Source organism: Flavobacterium aquidurense (assembly GCF_002217195.1).
GTDB classification, from domain to species: domain Bacteria; phylum Bacteroidota; class Bacteroidia; order Flavobacteriales; family Flavobacteriaceae; genus Flavobacterium; species Flavobacterium frigidimaris.
This window is the reverse complement of the sequence record NZ_MUGR01000031.1, coordinates 1-14,115: the sequence shown is the minus strand read 5'-3', so window position 1 is coordinate 14,115 and position 14,115 is coordinate 1. Positions and strand designations below refer to the sequence as shown.

At 32.2% G+C, this 14,115-nt stretch carries 12 protein-coding genes and 1 pseudogene; 10 read left to right on the top strand and 3 right to left on the bottom strand.

Going from position 1 to position 14,115, the window contains the following annotated elements; genetic code table 11:
- Nucleotides 1-21: 21 nt before the first annotated feature.
- Nucleotides 22-1,092, bottom strand: coding sequence for a serine hydrolase domain-containing protein (locus B0A67_RS16025; RefSeq protein ID WP_072963269.1), 1,071 nt, complete (start codon nucleotides 1,090-1,092; stop codon nucleotides 22-24).
- A 308-nt stretch (nucleotides 1,093-1,400) separates the two neighbouring features.
- Here B0A67_RS16025 and B0A67_RS16020 point away from each other — a divergent pair, with 308 nt between their 5' ends.
- The 6 genes from B0A67_RS16020 (at nucleotide 1,401) to B0A67_RS15995 (ending at nucleotide 7,493) form a co-directional block, all read left to right on the top strand.
- Nucleotides 1,401-2,477, top strand: coding sequence for a calcium:proton antiporter (locus tag B0A67_RS16020; RefSeq protein ID WP_072963266.1), 1,077 nt, complete (start codon nucleotides 1,401-1,403; stop codon nucleotides 2,475-2,477).
- 116 nt (nucleotides 2,478-2,593) lie between these two features.
- Complete coding sequence (locus tag B0A67_RS16015) at nucleotides 2,594-3,421, top strand: hypothetical protein (protein ID WP_123887423.1); 828 nt, start codon at nucleotides 2,594-2,596, stop codon at nucleotides 3,419-3,421.
- Nucleotides 3,422-3,750: 329 nt separating this feature from the next.
- Nucleotides 3,751-5,316 carry a serine hydrolase gene (locus tag B0A67_RS16010; RefSeq protein WP_072963260.1) on the top strand — a complete coding sequence of 522 codons (1,566 nt, stop codon included), beginning with the start codon at nucleotides 3,751-3,753 and terminating at the stop codon, nucleotides 5,314-5,316.
- 150 nt (nucleotides 5,317-5,466) lie between these two features.
- Nucleotides 5,467-6,042, top strand: a complete 576-nt coding sequence (locus B0A67_RS16005) for a hypothetical protein (RefSeq protein ID WP_072963257.1) — start codon at nucleotides 5,467-5,469, stop codon at nucleotides 6,040-6,042.
- A gap of 67 nt (nucleotides 6,043-6,109) precedes the next feature.
- Nucleotides 6,110-6,907: a hypothetical protein gene (locus B0A67_RS16000; protein ID WP_072963255.1), complete on the top strand. Its 798-nt coding sequence runs from the start codon at nucleotides 6,110-6,112 to the stop codon at nucleotides 6,905-6,907.
- A gap of 58 nt (nucleotides 6,908-6,965) precedes the next feature.
- Nucleotides 6,966-7,493, top strand: coding sequence for a hypothetical protein (locus B0A67_RS15995; protein ID WP_072963580.1), 528 nt, complete (start codon nucleotides 6,966-6,968; stop codon nucleotides 7,491-7,493).
- A 110-nt stretch (nucleotides 7,494-7,603) separates the two neighbouring features.
- Here the strand turns inward: B0A67_RS15995 and lepB are convergent, their stop codons facing one another.
- Entirely contained in the window at nucleotides 7,604-9,211 is a 1,608-nt protein-coding gene (lepB, locus tag B0A67_RS15990; RefSeq protein ID WP_072963253.1) for a signal peptidase I, read from the bottom strand.
- Between the two features lie 263 nt (nucleotides 9,212-9,474).
- Here lepB and B0A67_RS15985 point away from each other — a divergent pair, with 263 nt between their 5' ends.
- Nucleotides 9,475-10,038 (top strand): adenylate kinase family protein, encoded by a 564-nt coding sequence (locus tag B0A67_RS15985; protein ID WP_072963249.1) that lies wholly within the window; start codon nucleotides 9,475-9,477, stop codon nucleotides 10,036-10,038.
- Nucleotides 10,039-10,124: 86 nt separating this feature from the next.
- Here the strand turns inward: B0A67_RS15985 and B0A67_RS15980 are convergent, their stop codons facing one another.
- Nucleotides 10,125-11,330, bottom strand: a complete 1,206-nt coding sequence (locus tag B0A67_RS15980) for a PQQ-binding-like beta-propeller repeat protein (RefSeq protein ID WP_072963246.1) — start codon at nucleotides 11,328-11,330, stop codon at nucleotides 10,125-10,127.
- Nucleotides 11,331-11,679: 349 nt separating this feature from the next.
- On the opposite strand from B0A67_RS15980, the gene B0A67_RS15975 reads away from it, so the two are divergent.
- The 3 genes and pseudogenes from B0A67_RS15975 to B0A67_RS15965 all read left to right on the top strand — a co-directional run bounded on the left by B0A67_RS15975 (nucleotide 11,680) and on the right by B0A67_RS15965 (nucleotide 13,690).
- On the top strand, nucleotides 11,680-12,507 hold the full coding sequence (locus tag B0A67_RS15975; RefSeq protein ID WP_072963244.1) for a carboxylesterase family protein: 828 nt from the start codon (nucleotides 11,680-11,682) through the stop codon (nucleotides 12,505-12,507).
- Nucleotides 12,508-12,696: 189 nt separating this feature from the next.
- Nucleotides 12,697-13,185 carry a hypothetical protein gene (locus B0A67_RS15970; protein ID WP_072963241.1) on the top strand — a complete coding sequence of 163 codons (489 nt, stop codon included), beginning with the start codon at nucleotides 12,697-12,699 and terminating at the stop codon, nucleotides 13,183-13,185.
- Nucleotides 13,186-13,284: 99 nt separating this feature from the next.
- Nucleotides 13,285-13,690 (top strand): annotated as a pseudogene (locus tag B0A67_RS15965) (helix-turn-helix domain-containing protein).
- Nucleotides 13,691-14,115: the final 425 nt, after the last annotated feature.

The window sequence follows — 14,115 nt, the reverse complement described above, 5'->3', positions numbered from 1 at the left end:
CTGCGTAAAAAATTATCTCTTTCAGTTTTTAAAATTGGGTAAAATATACTTTGCCATAATTTCGAAAGCCTGTTTGGCTTTAAAAGAACCGTAGTTTCCTTGTGTGAAAACAACCGTTAAGTTTAAACTTTCAATTATAAAAATATACTGCCCGCCGTTACCGGATGCAAAGAGCAAATTTTGCTGCAGGTCTTTTGTTTTTATAGTCTCCCGATACCAATAATAGCCATAGTACGCAGGCTGTGAAACTCCAATTTTACTTCTGCTGGATTTCATAAATGAAAAATCCGGAATTGCAATATCACAAACAGTAGATTGAGAAATCCATTTTTTCGAAATAATCTGTTTGCGCTCCCAAACGCCTTTATTCTTTACCAGTTGTCCTATTTTAAGCATATCTATTGGCCTGATATAAAACGATCCTCCTGTCATGCCGTTTCCGCTTGGATCAACCGTCCATCGATAAGATGAAATTCCCAGAGGATCAAATAAATATTTTTTCGCAAAATCCATAATAGACATATTTGTCGCTTTGCTTATTATACCGCTCAGTATTACCGGATCTACTGAAGTGTAGGACCATACTTCGCCAGGTTTGTCTTTCATAGGAAGATTAAGTGAATATGCTACCCAGTTTTTGCTTGAACTCATTTCTTCCTCACAGTCTTTTGTGTCATTGAATTCCTCGCAATCAAAACCCGATTTCATTTCAAGTAGATTTTTAATTGTGAGAAGCTTTTTTAGTTTATCCTTTTTCAGGGAAGGATACTCCGGAAAAAACTCATACACTTTTTGATTTACATCCTTTATAAACCCTTTATCAATAGCTATTCCAACCAGCAAACTTGTAATTGACTTAAATGAAGAGCGCGAATCGTGAAGAGAATCTCTTTTGTAGCCATTAAAGTACTGTTCGTATACTAATTCTTTATCTTTTGAAATAAGCACGCTATGCACGCCGGGATAATAATTGCCGGCTATAGAGTCTGTCATTTGCTGTAAAAGAGATTTCTGAATTTTAGAATCCGTTTGTGCAGATAAATTAAGGATCTTTAAGAAAATCAGGATATAGAAAAAGTGAAATTTTTTCATTTAATTTTTTGTCTAAAAAAGCGTGCTGGTTAAAAAATAAAACAAGGTAATAGATGCTAAGATAATGTTATAAAAGTTACTATATCAGAACTCCTCTTTTGTGTTTTTATTACAAGTTGGTTTTTGATTTATTTTATTTATACGATTAAAAAAAACATTGAAATTAGCTGTTTTTGGAGCCAATTCTGTTAGTATATCGTTAAAGATGCCCCTGTTTACTTGCTATTTCTGGTAAAAAGTGCTATATTACGGAAAATTAAAAATGCCGGTTTTTAGAATAAAAAAATGATTGGCAAAAATATTTATATATGAAACAATTACTACAGTGGACCATTATTATTCCAGCACTTGCCTGGATTCTTTTTTTTAGCGGATTAGTAGACAACAGCAGCTTCTTTCAGGTTGTAGCCAGCATATTGCTTATTCTTAGTGTTATGTCAGCAGTACATCATTCAGAAATAATAGCAGAACGAGTTGGGGAACCTTACGGAACCATTATTCTGGCGATCTCTATAACGGTTATTGAGGTTTCTATTATTGTATCCTTAATGTTGTCAGAAGGCTCTGAAGCAGCTTCATTAGCGAGGGATACTGTATATGCTGCTACAATGCTAATTCTAAATGGTATTATTGGACTTTGTCTTTTAATTGGCGGATTAAAACATTACGAGCAAAATTTCTCTGTGTCTTCTGTCACAATTGGTTTGGTTTCATTGGTTTCTATTATTGTGTTTACATTGGTCTTCCCTACTTTTACCGAAAGCGTTAAAGGATCTTATTATTCACTGCCGCAACTTGTTTTTGCCTCTATTGCATGTCTTGTTATTTATGGCTCTTTTCTATTTGCACAAACCAGCAGGTACAGACAATATTTTCTTACCGTTGGTGATGATGAAAATGAAGACGCAGTTGAACCAATACCAATCGATAATAAGACTTTTTATACAAGCCTTGTTTTTCTTATTATAAGCTTAGGTATTGTAGTATTATTGGCCAAAACCCTCTCGCCTACTATTGAAAGTATTATTGTAAGCTATCATTTGCCAAAAACGTTAGTGGGTGTTGTTATTGCAGCTATAATTTTGTTGCCGGAAGCTATTGCAGCAATTATAGCGGCAAGAAAAAACAGACTGCAAACGAGTATCAATTTAGCTTTAGGTTCTGCTCTGGCAAGTATAGGACTAACGATTCCAAGTGTGGCTGTAGTTTGTATTATGATGGATATGCCTATTATCCTGGGACTCGATATAAAATCAATTGTATTGCTGGCATTATCCGTATTTACTGTAATGTTATCGTTAAGTAAAGGAAAATCAAATATCGTTTATGGCGTAGTACTTTTAGTAAATTTATTTGCTTTTGTATTCCTTATGATATATCCTTGATATTAAATTTACATCAAACAAATAAACAGAAAACTTCATTAGAAATAATGGAGTTTTTTTGATGAATTATTTTTATACTTTTGGGCTGAATTATAACTTAAACCCAAAACCCCAAAATGAAAAAAACAATTTGTACTGTGATAGCATCGATGCTTGCGGTTTGTGCCTTTGCACAGGAAATTAAAGTCAAAAATGGCGAAGTAAAACTTGACGATAAAACAGTCGCTTATGTTGAAGGTAAAAAGCAGGTTTTTGATGTTTTAAGCCTAGATAAGCAGTATAGCGTTAATGCAGAATTAAAATTTCTGGAATCTACAGGAAAAAGATGGATGGTGCTAAAAAGTGCAACATCAGGAAAAACCAATGAAGTTGATTATAAAAAATTCAACCCGCTCAATCAGCAAAAAAGTGCAATAGAAGCCTTTATCGATAAAGGTTTTCTGAGTGCTGAAGGATTAAACATTGAGGCTATTGAAAACTTTATAAACGGCGAATCTTCGGGAGTAGCCAGTAAAATTAAAGAAGAAGCAAATGGTGCTAATGATAAGAAAAAGCGTATTGAGAAGTATCAGGTTACTATAGACGATTCAGGAGCTATCTACAGTGCTATTTCAAAAGATGCAAACAACAATAATAAACAGATTGGTAATATAAAAGTAGTATCAACAACAGCTTTAGGAGTTCAAAAATACGAAGTATACGATTTAGATAATAAACTGATCGCAACCTGGTACAACATGAGCACTAAACATCCTGGTTATGATAAATTTTTGTATGAAGAGCTGATAACATTTGATAACAAAGTAATAAAAATCAAATATGAGAGTTCAGGAGCTAATTTACAGTACAAAATAGGCTTAGATAAAACGGCTTTGAATATTGTAAACGAATTAATTGATAGTGGTTATGTGTTGCAACATCAGGGAACTGCGCAAAAAAAATAATTAAACAATTTGAAACGGAGAATTTCGTAATATCAGATCTCAAGTGAGCCTCTAAAGTCATAGATTTTAGAGGTTTTTTTATTTGTTTATGCCAGTCTTTTAAATGATTAGAAAAAAAACTCTTTAAAAATAGATTCTAATTTCAGAAGAAGGCAATGTTGATAAGTCTGTGATTAACCTCTATTAACAAATTATTTTTAATAAAGATATTTCTTATATTAGCCTTGTTAAAATGTTAATTTACAATAGAAATCCCTTGTGTTTTAGGGTTCCTGTTGCCATTTTTTTTTAACATACCAAAATACCACAATCTAAAAATTATAATCAATATGAAAAAAGGAACTATTCGTTTCGCCTCCCTGCTCTTTATTTGTTTTACCTCTACAGCAATGTTTGCCCAGTTAACATCTCCCAAAATTGATGCATTAATGGAAGATGCCCTGAAAAAGTTTAAAGTGGCCGGTGCGTCAATTGCGATTGTTAAGGATGGAAAAGTGATTCACCAAAAAGGATACGGTGTGGCTTCTATAGAAACTAAAAAACCAGTAAACGAATACACTAATTTTCAAATTGCATCAAACAGTAAAGCATTTACAACTGCCGCGCTTTCTATCTTAGAAGATGAAGGCAAACTGAAGTGGACGGATAAAGTAAAAAACTATATCCCTGAATTCAAAATGTATAACGATTATGTGACAGAGAATTTTAACATTCAGGATTTACTGACGCACCGCAGCGGACTTGGATTGGGTGTTGGGGATTTGATGTTTTTTCCTGATGGTTCAGACTTTACTATTAAGGATGTTGTGACCAGTTTTCAGCATTTTAAACCTGTTTCTGCTTTTCGAACTAAATTTGATTATGATAATTTACTTTACATAGTGGCAGGAGAACTGATAGCAAAGGTTAGCGGTATGAGTTATGAAGAATTCGTGCAAAAACGCATTATTGAACCTTTGCAGATGAAGAATTCTTTTGCGGGAAGCAGTTTGATAAAGGATAAAAATAATTTTGCTGTATCACATTCATCTGAATCAGGAACAATAAAAACAATTGCCGGTCTTGATGTTCAGATCAATAGTGCCGCGGGCGGGATATACTCGAATGTTGCTGATATGTCTCAATGGATGTTGGTGTGCCTGAATAAAGGTCAATACGATGCTGATTTGAAAACAACACTTTTCTCGTCTAAAAATCATAGCGAAATGTGGCGTATACATACTGTAGAAGAAGCTGATCCGAACCCGAGATACAATTCTCATTTTAGCGGTTATGGTTTAGGTTGGGGAATATCAGATGCAAAAGGAAATCTAAAAGTGTCACATACAGGTGGTTTGCCGGGAATGTTATCAATTGTAACTATGTATCCGGACCTGAACCTGGGTATTGTGATTTTTACTAATACTGAAAATGGTGGCGGCGGACTTTTTACAGCAGTTACAAATACAATTTCAGACAGTTACTTAGGCTTAGATGATTTTGGATGGACGGATAAAATAGTTGGATGGATGCAGCAAGGCAGAGATACAGGTGACGATGTGACTAAAAAAGTTTGGGAAAAAGTAAAATCATCCAAAGCTGTAAAAGTAAAAAATGAAGATTTCATAGGGGTTTATGCAGACAAATGGTTTGGAGAAATTGAAGTATTTGAAAAAAATAAACAGTTATGGTTCAAATCGTATCGTTCGCCTAAACTAAATGGACCATTGGCTTTTTATAACGCCAATACTTTTGCCATAAAATGGGAATATCAAGCCATGAATTGTGATGCTTTTGCCATGTTTACTCTTGATGAGACCGGAAAAGCACAATCGATTCTGATGAAAGGCATCTCTCCAAATATTGATTTTAGTTTTGATTTTCAGGATTTAGATTTAAAAAGGGTCAATAAATAAAGCACTATAATTACAAAAAACGCCATTAGAAATAGTGGCTTTTTTTTTGTGATTTTTCTAAATCTTTTTGGAAACAGATTTTAACAAGTGGTTTGAAAATGTTTCTTTATATTAGCAAATTAGGTTCAATAGGATAAAATTACGACGCTTATGAAATTTTTCAAATCTTCTTTTTCTTTACTAGGATTACTGTTTTTAACAGGATGTGTTGGAAATATGAATCCTACAGGCGGAAATTCGACACCAAATTATCCTTATTTTATTACTGTAAAACCATTAGTGGTAAAAAAAATAGCAGTGCCAACAGGCACAAAACTAGTTTACGAAGAACAATTTTTCAAAGAAGGAAAACAAGAAAAAATGCTGAATGAAGAAAAATTAATCACTATAGAACTTCCAAAGGGGCAATTCATAATTTGGGGCGGTGTTCCTGTAACTTCGATTGATAAATTTTTCAATTCAGAAATGCGTGGATATACCGTTTATGCAGATTTTGAAAAATTAACTGAGGATAAAAAAACTAAATTTTCGGAGATGTGGCAAAGTTGTAGTAATGATATCGGTATTACAGTCAAAAACACTGAAGATTGGTCTTTTAACACCCAAAATATTTCTGATGTAGAGAGTTGCAGTGTTCTCTATCAGAGATATTTTAAGGAGAATGAAAGCCAGCAAAAATTTCTGAATGAAATTTATTCTGAACTGTTAAAAGTGGATTCAAAATAAGTGAAATCAAATAAAATAAAAAGCAAAACCACTTTTTAAATCTGAAATCAAAACCAAAAAAAGTACAATGAGAAAATTTTTTCTTCTATTTTTTTATATTTTAGTTCTGGCATCCTGCAAGGAAAAGGAACATCAAAAGAAAAAGAACACGGTCATAAGCTCTGCTAAAACTAAGGTTACAAAAGAAAACAGCAGTAATGAGAAAAAAAATATAAATCATTTGTTTGTGGCTAATGGAGGCTCGGTTTTATACATGAAAAACGGAGAAAGAAGATCTCAGGCAAGATTTGATACTGATGGTGACTTTATAGAAGAATTGCTAAAAGTGGCAAGTACGGATGGTAAATACAAGGATTTTGAAAATTATTTAATTGAAGATAAGGATACTCTTGAGTTTTTTGATGATTTTGGAAAAATCAAGTCCGATTGGGTAATTTTGAAAGGAAACAACATAACCAATAATCAGCAAGTTGTTTCTTTCTCAACTCTAAAAAACAAAAATGCACAGGATCTTAAAGTTATAGAAGCAACGCAGGTAATTCTGTTTAATCCGGAAGTGAAACATTTTGATGATGAAAACTCCGTAGAAGCGGAATCCTATTTTACCGCAATGGACGATTGGGCCTATTATTCAAATGAATTGAGAGAGAGTTTTCAAAAAAACGGAATAAAGTCTTCTTATAATGAAAAGAGATATCTTGAATTTAAAATCGAAAATAACAGAACAATAATTATTGATACAAAAAGTAAGATAAACAACTATTTGCCAAATGCGCTATTATATAAAAAAGGGAAAACGCCTATTATTATACATTTAATATCAAGTGATAATAATCCCGATGAAATTCAGGATTACTTAAAATAATATGACGTCTGGAATACAATTATTAACTATCAATCAATTAAATTATAAACCAACAATTATGAAAAACAGAATTTATTTTATAACCTTATTATTAGTCAGCATCTTATTCTTTTCGTGTTCATCAGATGATGATTTGAACCATCAGAATGATTTTGAAAAAAGTCAAAAAGCATGGTTGGATTTTAAAGAATCATCGAATAATTCTTACAAATATGTAGTATATGGAGGATCTGTATTCACTAGTTATGGTTGGGAAACAACATTGACCGTATCTAATGGAAAAATAATCCAACGTGATTTCAAATACACAGGTAAGACTGAAAATATTCCTTCCGACAAATTAGAATGGACAGAAAAAGAGAACGAAATAAATACCCATGAAGGTTCAGGTGCTGCAAGCCCTTTGACCTTAGATGAAATCTATGAGAAGGCTAAAACACAATGGCTGGTTAAAAGGAAAAATGCAAATGCCTATTTTGAATCAGAAAATAACGGCATGATATCAAAATGCGGATATGTAGAAAACGGCTGCATGGACGATTGCTTTGCAGGAATTGCAATTAAAAATATTGTGGCTTTAAAATAAAAATTGCTTTTTGATAAAGCTTTTTCAAATCCTTACCAATTTATAAAAAAAAGCAAATAAGCTCCTTACTTTTTTAAGGAGCTTATTTATTTTCTTTAGATACCGATATTTTATTGTTTTCTCCTTTTCTTTATTATTTTGTCACCTGCGATATAAAGAGCGATCAGTATTAAAAAATGGACCAGGTACGATTTAGGCTGCCCTTCCCCATTTACTACAGAGAAAACACGATTCCATCTTACCTTGTTGATGCCACTTCCCTCTTTATCCCAGCTGAACCAAATAAAAACCGGTTTTCCAATTACGTGATCAAAAGGAACGTATCCCCAAAATCTTGCATCTAATGAATTTTGACGATTGTCTCCCATCATCCAGTAATAATCTTGTTTAAAAGTATAAGAGGTACTTGTTTTTCCGTTTATTACAATCTCATTGCCCTGAATTTTTATATTATTCTGTTCGTATTCCTCTATAATTCGTTTATAAAAAGGAAGTGTTTTCAGGTCTAGTTTTATCGTTGCGCCTTTTTTAGGAATATAGATTGGTCCAAAATTATCAATATTCCAACCCAATGAAGGAACATGAGGAAATACACCTTCGTCTTTCCCTTTTGGTGACAAATATTTTTTAACGCTTTTCACGACTGGATTATTTGCTATTGCTGCGGCTTCCTTATCTGTTAATGTCAAATAATATTCTCCCGTATTGGTAAGTGCAAAACTTCCGTTTTCATATTTCATGCCTTCTCTCGCACCGTATCTGTGCACCAAAACATCCTGGCTAATAGTGGCGCCTTGTGTATCTATAATAAAATTATATTGAGTTTCCGCACTTTTCGGTAATTGAGGTATTTTGCCATTGATATATACATTTCCCTCACGAATTTCTAATGAATCGCCCGGAACTCCCACGCATCGTTTTACTAAATTCGTTTTTTTATCAATTGGCTTGTAATAATTTCGGTCGGGATGAAAATTATCCATATCACGCAGCGTATCCGCAGGCTGATTAAAAACCACAATTTCATTACGTTTAATATTCTCTATTGCTGGAAATCTAAAATAAGGCAATTGAAATTTATTCTGTAAAGAGGTTTCTTTTTGGCTGCGATCATCATTAAATAAATATGATTTTGTGCCCGTAAACGGAATAGAGTCATGTACCATAGGCAATGCAACTGCAGTCATTGGAGTTCTTGCCCCGAAATTGATCTTACTTACAAACAAATAATCACCAATTAATAATGTCTTTTCCATTGAGGAAGACGGAATAGTAAACGGCTGTACAAAATAAGTGTGTACCAATGTAGCGACAATTATAGCAAATAAAAGAGAGCTTACAGTGTCTTCCGTTTTTGTTTTAGGCTGTAAATCCCTATTCTCGATATAAGTTAATTTTTTATCCGTATAGTTTAGATACGTAATATAAAATCCCAATGTCATTACAACCAATACAGTATCCAGAGTAGAATATTTTCCAAAACTTCGGATAGTTTCAATCCAGACAACAGGAATTACCAAAAGATTAATAATAGGGACAAAAAGCAAGATAACCCACCAGCGCGGACGATTGATGATTTTCATCAAAATGATTAGATTGTAAATTGGAATAAAGGATTCTACAGGCTTTCTCCCTGCTTTTAAATAAAGTTTCCATGTAGACAATCCATGAATAATCTGCAGGATTAAAATAAAAATGAGCCATTCTGATAAATTCATATTTCTTTATGTTTTATAAGTTGTTTTTGCATTAGCTAATATTGTATAAGTAGTTTTTTACTTAATTTGTTACATAAGATTCATATTAAATTTTATTTAATTCTTTTGATGCTTGGCTTTTTTGTTAAATGACTTCTTGCTGACTTTTTTTAGGATGTGAAGAAAATAGCGTTAAGCCTTTTTTTGACTTCTATTCTAAAAAGATAGACAAATTCTAATCAGTATATTTCTTATATTCGTTTGAACAAAACATTCAAAAATAAATGGAAATATTAATAATAACCGGACCGCCTTATTCAGGAAAAGGAACACAATGTGATGTATTGAAAGAGCTTCTTAATTTTGAACATATTTCTACCGGAGACAGATGCAGGGAAGAAAAGAAAAATAAAACCGAGATAGGAAAAATAATAGCTGAATATGAGGAAAAAGGAGATTTAGTTCCTGACGCTATTATAAAGAATCTTTTTGATAAAATACTGGAAGAAAACAAAACAAAACCCGGAATAATTTTAGACGGTTATCCCAGAACGAAACCTCAGGTAGATGATTTAATTGCGCTGGTTGAATCGAAAAATATGGCAATTGGAAAGGTTTTGAATATTGATGTCCCCAAAGCTGAATTATTGATTAGGGCTAAAAAAAGAGCGGAAACTTCTGATCGAAAAGACGACAAAGACCCTCAGATTCATTTAAAAAGAATAGAAATTTTTGAAGCATCTACGAGACCGGCTATTGAATATATGAAGTCAAAAATGAAAGTACTCACTTTTGATGGACTTGGAAAGATTGATGAGATTACGGAACGAATAAAAGCGAGTCTTTAAAAAATAAAAACTAGCATAATTGATTGATTTTAACAACTGGAATAAAAAAAAGAAGCTGTATCAATACTGATACAGCTTCTTTTTTGTTATCGAAGTAGTTTCACAAATGCACTATAAGCGTCGTCCTTAATAGAGGTTCGTAAGTAAACTTCGTTTTCGTCTTTTGTTTTAAATTCAAATTGAATTAAGGCAGCATCAGAATAATAAAACAAGAAATCATCCTCTGCAAATTCAAGATTTGAAATAGGTTTGGTGGTTAATTTTACTTCAAATGCTATTTCACCGTTTGTTATGTCCAATTGAAAAAGTTTTCCTTTAGTCGTATATCCCCAAATATTATCACTTTCCTCGATGATGTATTCGATATTATCATCTTTAAAATCGGTTTTCCAGATCTGGGTTCCTGTTTTTGAATCTACGGCATATACAGATGAAACTGTTGGGCCTTGCGCGGCAAAATAGACTTTTTTGTCTTTGCAAAAGATACGTTCCTTGATATTAAACTGATTGTTTTCTACTTTAAATTGCCATAAAATATCCAGACTATTAGGATTTAGGGCAAAAAGTTCATCTTTTTCATTTGCTATGAATACATTTTCACCATCTGTAACAGGTTTTCCGTACATCGCTGTCTCAAAAGTTTTTCGGTTAAGAAGTTTTCCCGTGTTGGCATCAAAGCTATAGAAATATGGAGCGCTTTGAGTAAAAACTTTGTTGTCGAAAAAGAGAACCGGAATATGATTGTATGGATAATCCAGCTTATAATTCCAGATTAAACTCCCGTCTTTTATATCAAGAGCGTAAATGTTGCTATTTTGATTTTGAGTGGTGATATACAGCTTCCCATTATTGATGACCGGAACCTGATTTTTTAGTATAATTTGATCCGTAATATTTCCTAACCTTGATTTCCAAAAAACTTTACCGGTTTGGTTGTCAATTGCGAAAATTTCACCGTTAACAAAAGGAACGTATACCACTCCATCTTTTAGTGTTACCTGATTAGCGCACATTTCAATGTTAGAATCAGTAGCTTTTACTGTCCAGTTGATTACTTCAGATTCTAAATTAAATGAAAAAATAGAACCATCGTAATCATAAACTAAGATTGAATTTTTGTCTAACGGCACTTTTTTAAGCGGACTTATGGTTTTATTAAAAACCATATCATTAAGAGTTAAAACCTGATTATTAGAATGGTTCGCTTTATCAGGTTTTGGTATGGTTGGCATTTGTCCAAACATATTCATAACAGTAAATACAAATAAAATAAGTATTAGTTTTTTTTTCATTTTTAAAATTTGGGTGAATTAGTTGAGCAAACTGCTAACAAGGCCAAATATAGTAAAAAAAATAGTACAGCGTTTTAGAAGTTAAAGTTGATCTGCTGAATCAGGAATTAGCATCAAAAAGGAGAATGAGCAGAAAGTAAAAAACGTTTGATTTAGAGATTGTTATATTTGGTTTATCACTTATATGGTATAATGTATTTCTTATATTCGCCCAAATAAAAAGCGAATCCGGGATTTAAGTTAATAGTAATATTTTAGTTTTAAATAAGAATTTTAAGTGATTTAAAATTTTACAGGAATTAGAATTTTATTGCATATTTTCGCTGAACCGTAATTTTATAAAAATCAAATGTATAAAAGAAATCTAGTACTCCTTTTTTTTGCTTTCACTGCAAATTTGGCTTTTGCACAGAAAAAAGAGTTTAGGAAAACGACTGTTGACAGTGCAACTTTCGTCAATAACAGGAAAATATTAAACAGTCTAAATACGGATCCCTTTGTAAAAAAAACATTTACTAAAGAGAATATACAGATTCCTTACAGGCTTCTAACGCCTAAAAATAATAGCAATAATCAGAAATATCCTTTAATAATTACTTTTCACAATTCCAGCCGAATTGGGAATGATAATGAAAATCAACTTGAGTCATTTGCTAAAATTTGGCTGAGACCTGAAATTTATAACAAATATCAATGCTACGTAATTGCACCGCAATTCAGTGAGCGTTCTTCTGTTTATGAAAAAAACAGCGATGGTATTCAGGTTTCTAAACCTTCAAAAGATGTTTTTGCCTTACTGGAATTAATTGAAAATGTTGAGAAAGAATATCCAAACATTGATAAAAACAGAATTTACCTCGTTGGTTATTCTATGGGGGCTTCAACTGCACAAAATTTACTAAATATTGCACCGGATAAATTTGCTGCTACTGTTTCTGTTGCCGCTGTTCCGGATTTTTCAAATCTTAAAAAATTAAACAAGAAAAACATATGGCTTATCCATGGGCAAAAAGATGACGAGAATCCTTATATCGGAAGTGTTGAATTGTTTGATAAATTATCTTCAAATAAGCATTTGATCTTCACGACTTTAAACAACTTAAATCATGGTAATATTGTTATTCCGTTTTTAGTAACCGAAGAAATTCCGAAATGGCTGTTTGAAAAGCGTAAATAAAAAAACGGCATCTAATAATTTTGAACGTTATCCGATATTCGATAAGAAATCATTAGAATTATCAAAAATCAAAAAAGGAAAGTTACGATGGTTTTTTTTCGCAAAAGTAAAGACCTAATTGATTTACAGGAAAACCTTATTCAGGATAATACTTGAATATTAAAATCAAAAAAAGAGAAACACCAGACTATGAAATTTAAATGGGCATTATTTCTTCTTGTACATTGTTTTTTAAGCAATGTACAAGCGCAAGATATTCAAAAAAGTAATTCGGAAGTCAAAATTTACAGTTATAAAAGCAGCAAAGCATTCATTAACTATAAAGGTAAAAATGAAATCTGGTGGTTGTTTTATAAAATTGACTGGAGCAAAAAAACGATGCAATATGCTCAATTTGAATTTAAAGAAGGAGATAAAACACCTGATTTGAGCAACGTCAGGAAATTATTTAAAAATAGTGCTATAGAGGAGTTTATTGTTTTAAGCTCTAATAAAATCAAGGTTAAAAGGGAAAGAGCTCACAGAAAAAGAGCGTGGTTAGACTTTGCTACTCCCGGAGTAAAAACAGCTTCTGCACCCGCTCAGAAATATTATATTAACAATGACACGCTTACCGGGAAAAATAAAGATTTTAAATTTGTTCTCGATAAAGATTTAACAAGTAGGTATAATATCTGACAAAACGGATGTTGTGCCGGGTATTTTTTTATCTTTGAAATTCAGGATTTTTACCCAAATGGCTTTATCTTTGAGCCTTTACAAAAAGTGATATTCATTATGGAACAGAAAATACACCAGGGAAGAAACGTAAAACGCTTCAGAGAAATGTTGGGCATCAAACAAGAAGCATTGGCTTTTGATCTGGGAAATGAATCGAACCAGAAGAAAATTTCTATGCTGGAGCAAAAAGATGTAATTGAAGATGATATACTGGATCAAATCTCACATGCATTAAAAATTCCTGTTGAAGCATTTCAGAATTTTGATGAAGAACAAGCAATAAATATTATTGCAAATACTTTTGACAATTGTCAGCAACCTGCCTCTGTATTTTATAATTCTACTATTAATCAAATAGATCAATTGGTTAAACTACACGAAGAAAAGATTGCCTTGTATGAAAGGATGTTAGAAGGAGAAAGATGAAATGATGACGAGGCTTGAAAAATTATTCACTAAATAATTATTTATAGCAGATATAAAACAACAAAGAGACTTTAGAAGTCTCTTTGTTGTTTTACAATAATTTCATCCTCTACTGCCCTACTGATCGATTTGCAATCAGCTCCTGCAACAGTAAAATATTAAAAGACATAAAGAAACTCCTTGTTTTTTTTTTAATGAGTTTCTTTGTAGTGTCTAAGCACTTGATTACAAATTATTTTATGCAACATTAAAAGAAGCTAAATAAAAGTTTTTATTTGGAGAAGTCATTTTGTGTAAAATCAATGTCTTCCGGTAGCTTTATTTGAAGATTGAAAAGAGTTTTAAAATAAAAAACCTGTGAATCTTTCGATTTACAGGTTTTGAAATTTTTGGGTTTTGAAAAGACAGATAAAGTTTCCTTTTTACTTCTTTTCTCCTTTTGTGGGATGAAGTGCAAAACTT

Coding starts and splice junctions, on each gene's coding strand:
- lepB (WP_072963253.1), bottom strand. CDS start 9,211: ATGAATTTATCAGAATGGCTCATTTTTATTTTAATCCTGCAGATTATT.
- B0A67_RS15970 (WP_072963241.1), top strand. CDS start 12,697: ATGAAATTTAAATGGGCATTATTTCTTCTTGTACATTGTTTTTTAAGC.
- B0A67_RS16010 (WP_072963260.1), top strand. CDS start 3,751: ATGAAAAAAGGAACTATTCGTTTCGCCTCCCTGCTCTTTATTTGTTTT.
- B0A67_RS16005 (WP_072963257.1), top strand. CDS start 5,467: ATGAAATTTTTCAAATCTTCTTTTTCTTTACTAGGATTACTGTTTTTA.
- B0A67_RS16020 (WP_072963266.1), top strand. CDS start 1,401: ATGAAACAATTACTACAGTGGACCATTATTATTCCAGCACTTGCCTGG.
- B0A67_RS15980 (WP_072963246.1), bottom strand. CDS start 11,330: ATGAAAAAAAAACTAATACTTATTTTATTTGTATTTACTGTTATGAAT.
- B0A67_RS16025 (WP_072963269.1), bottom strand. CDS start 1,092: ATGAAAAAATTTCACTTTTTCTATATCCTGATTTTCTTAAAGATCCTT.
- B0A67_RS15975 (WP_072963244.1), top strand. CDS start 11,680: ATGTATAAAAGAAATCTAGTACTCCTTTTTTTTGCTTTCACTGCAAAT.
- B0A67_RS16015 (WP_123887423.1), top strand. CDS start 2,594: ATGAAAAAAACAATTTGTACTGTGATAGCATCGATGCTTGCGGTTTGT.
- B0A67_RS15985 (WP_072963249.1), top strand. CDS start 9,475: ATGGAAATATTAATAATAACCGGACCGCCTTATTCAGGAAAAGGAACA.
- B0A67_RS16000 (WP_072963255.1), top strand. CDS start 6,110: ATGAGAAAATTTTTTCTTCTATTTTTTTATATTTTAGTTCTGGCATCC.
- B0A67_RS15995 (WP_072963580.1), top strand. CDS start 6,966: ATGAAAAACAGAATTTATTTTATAACCTTATTATTAGTCAGCATCTTA.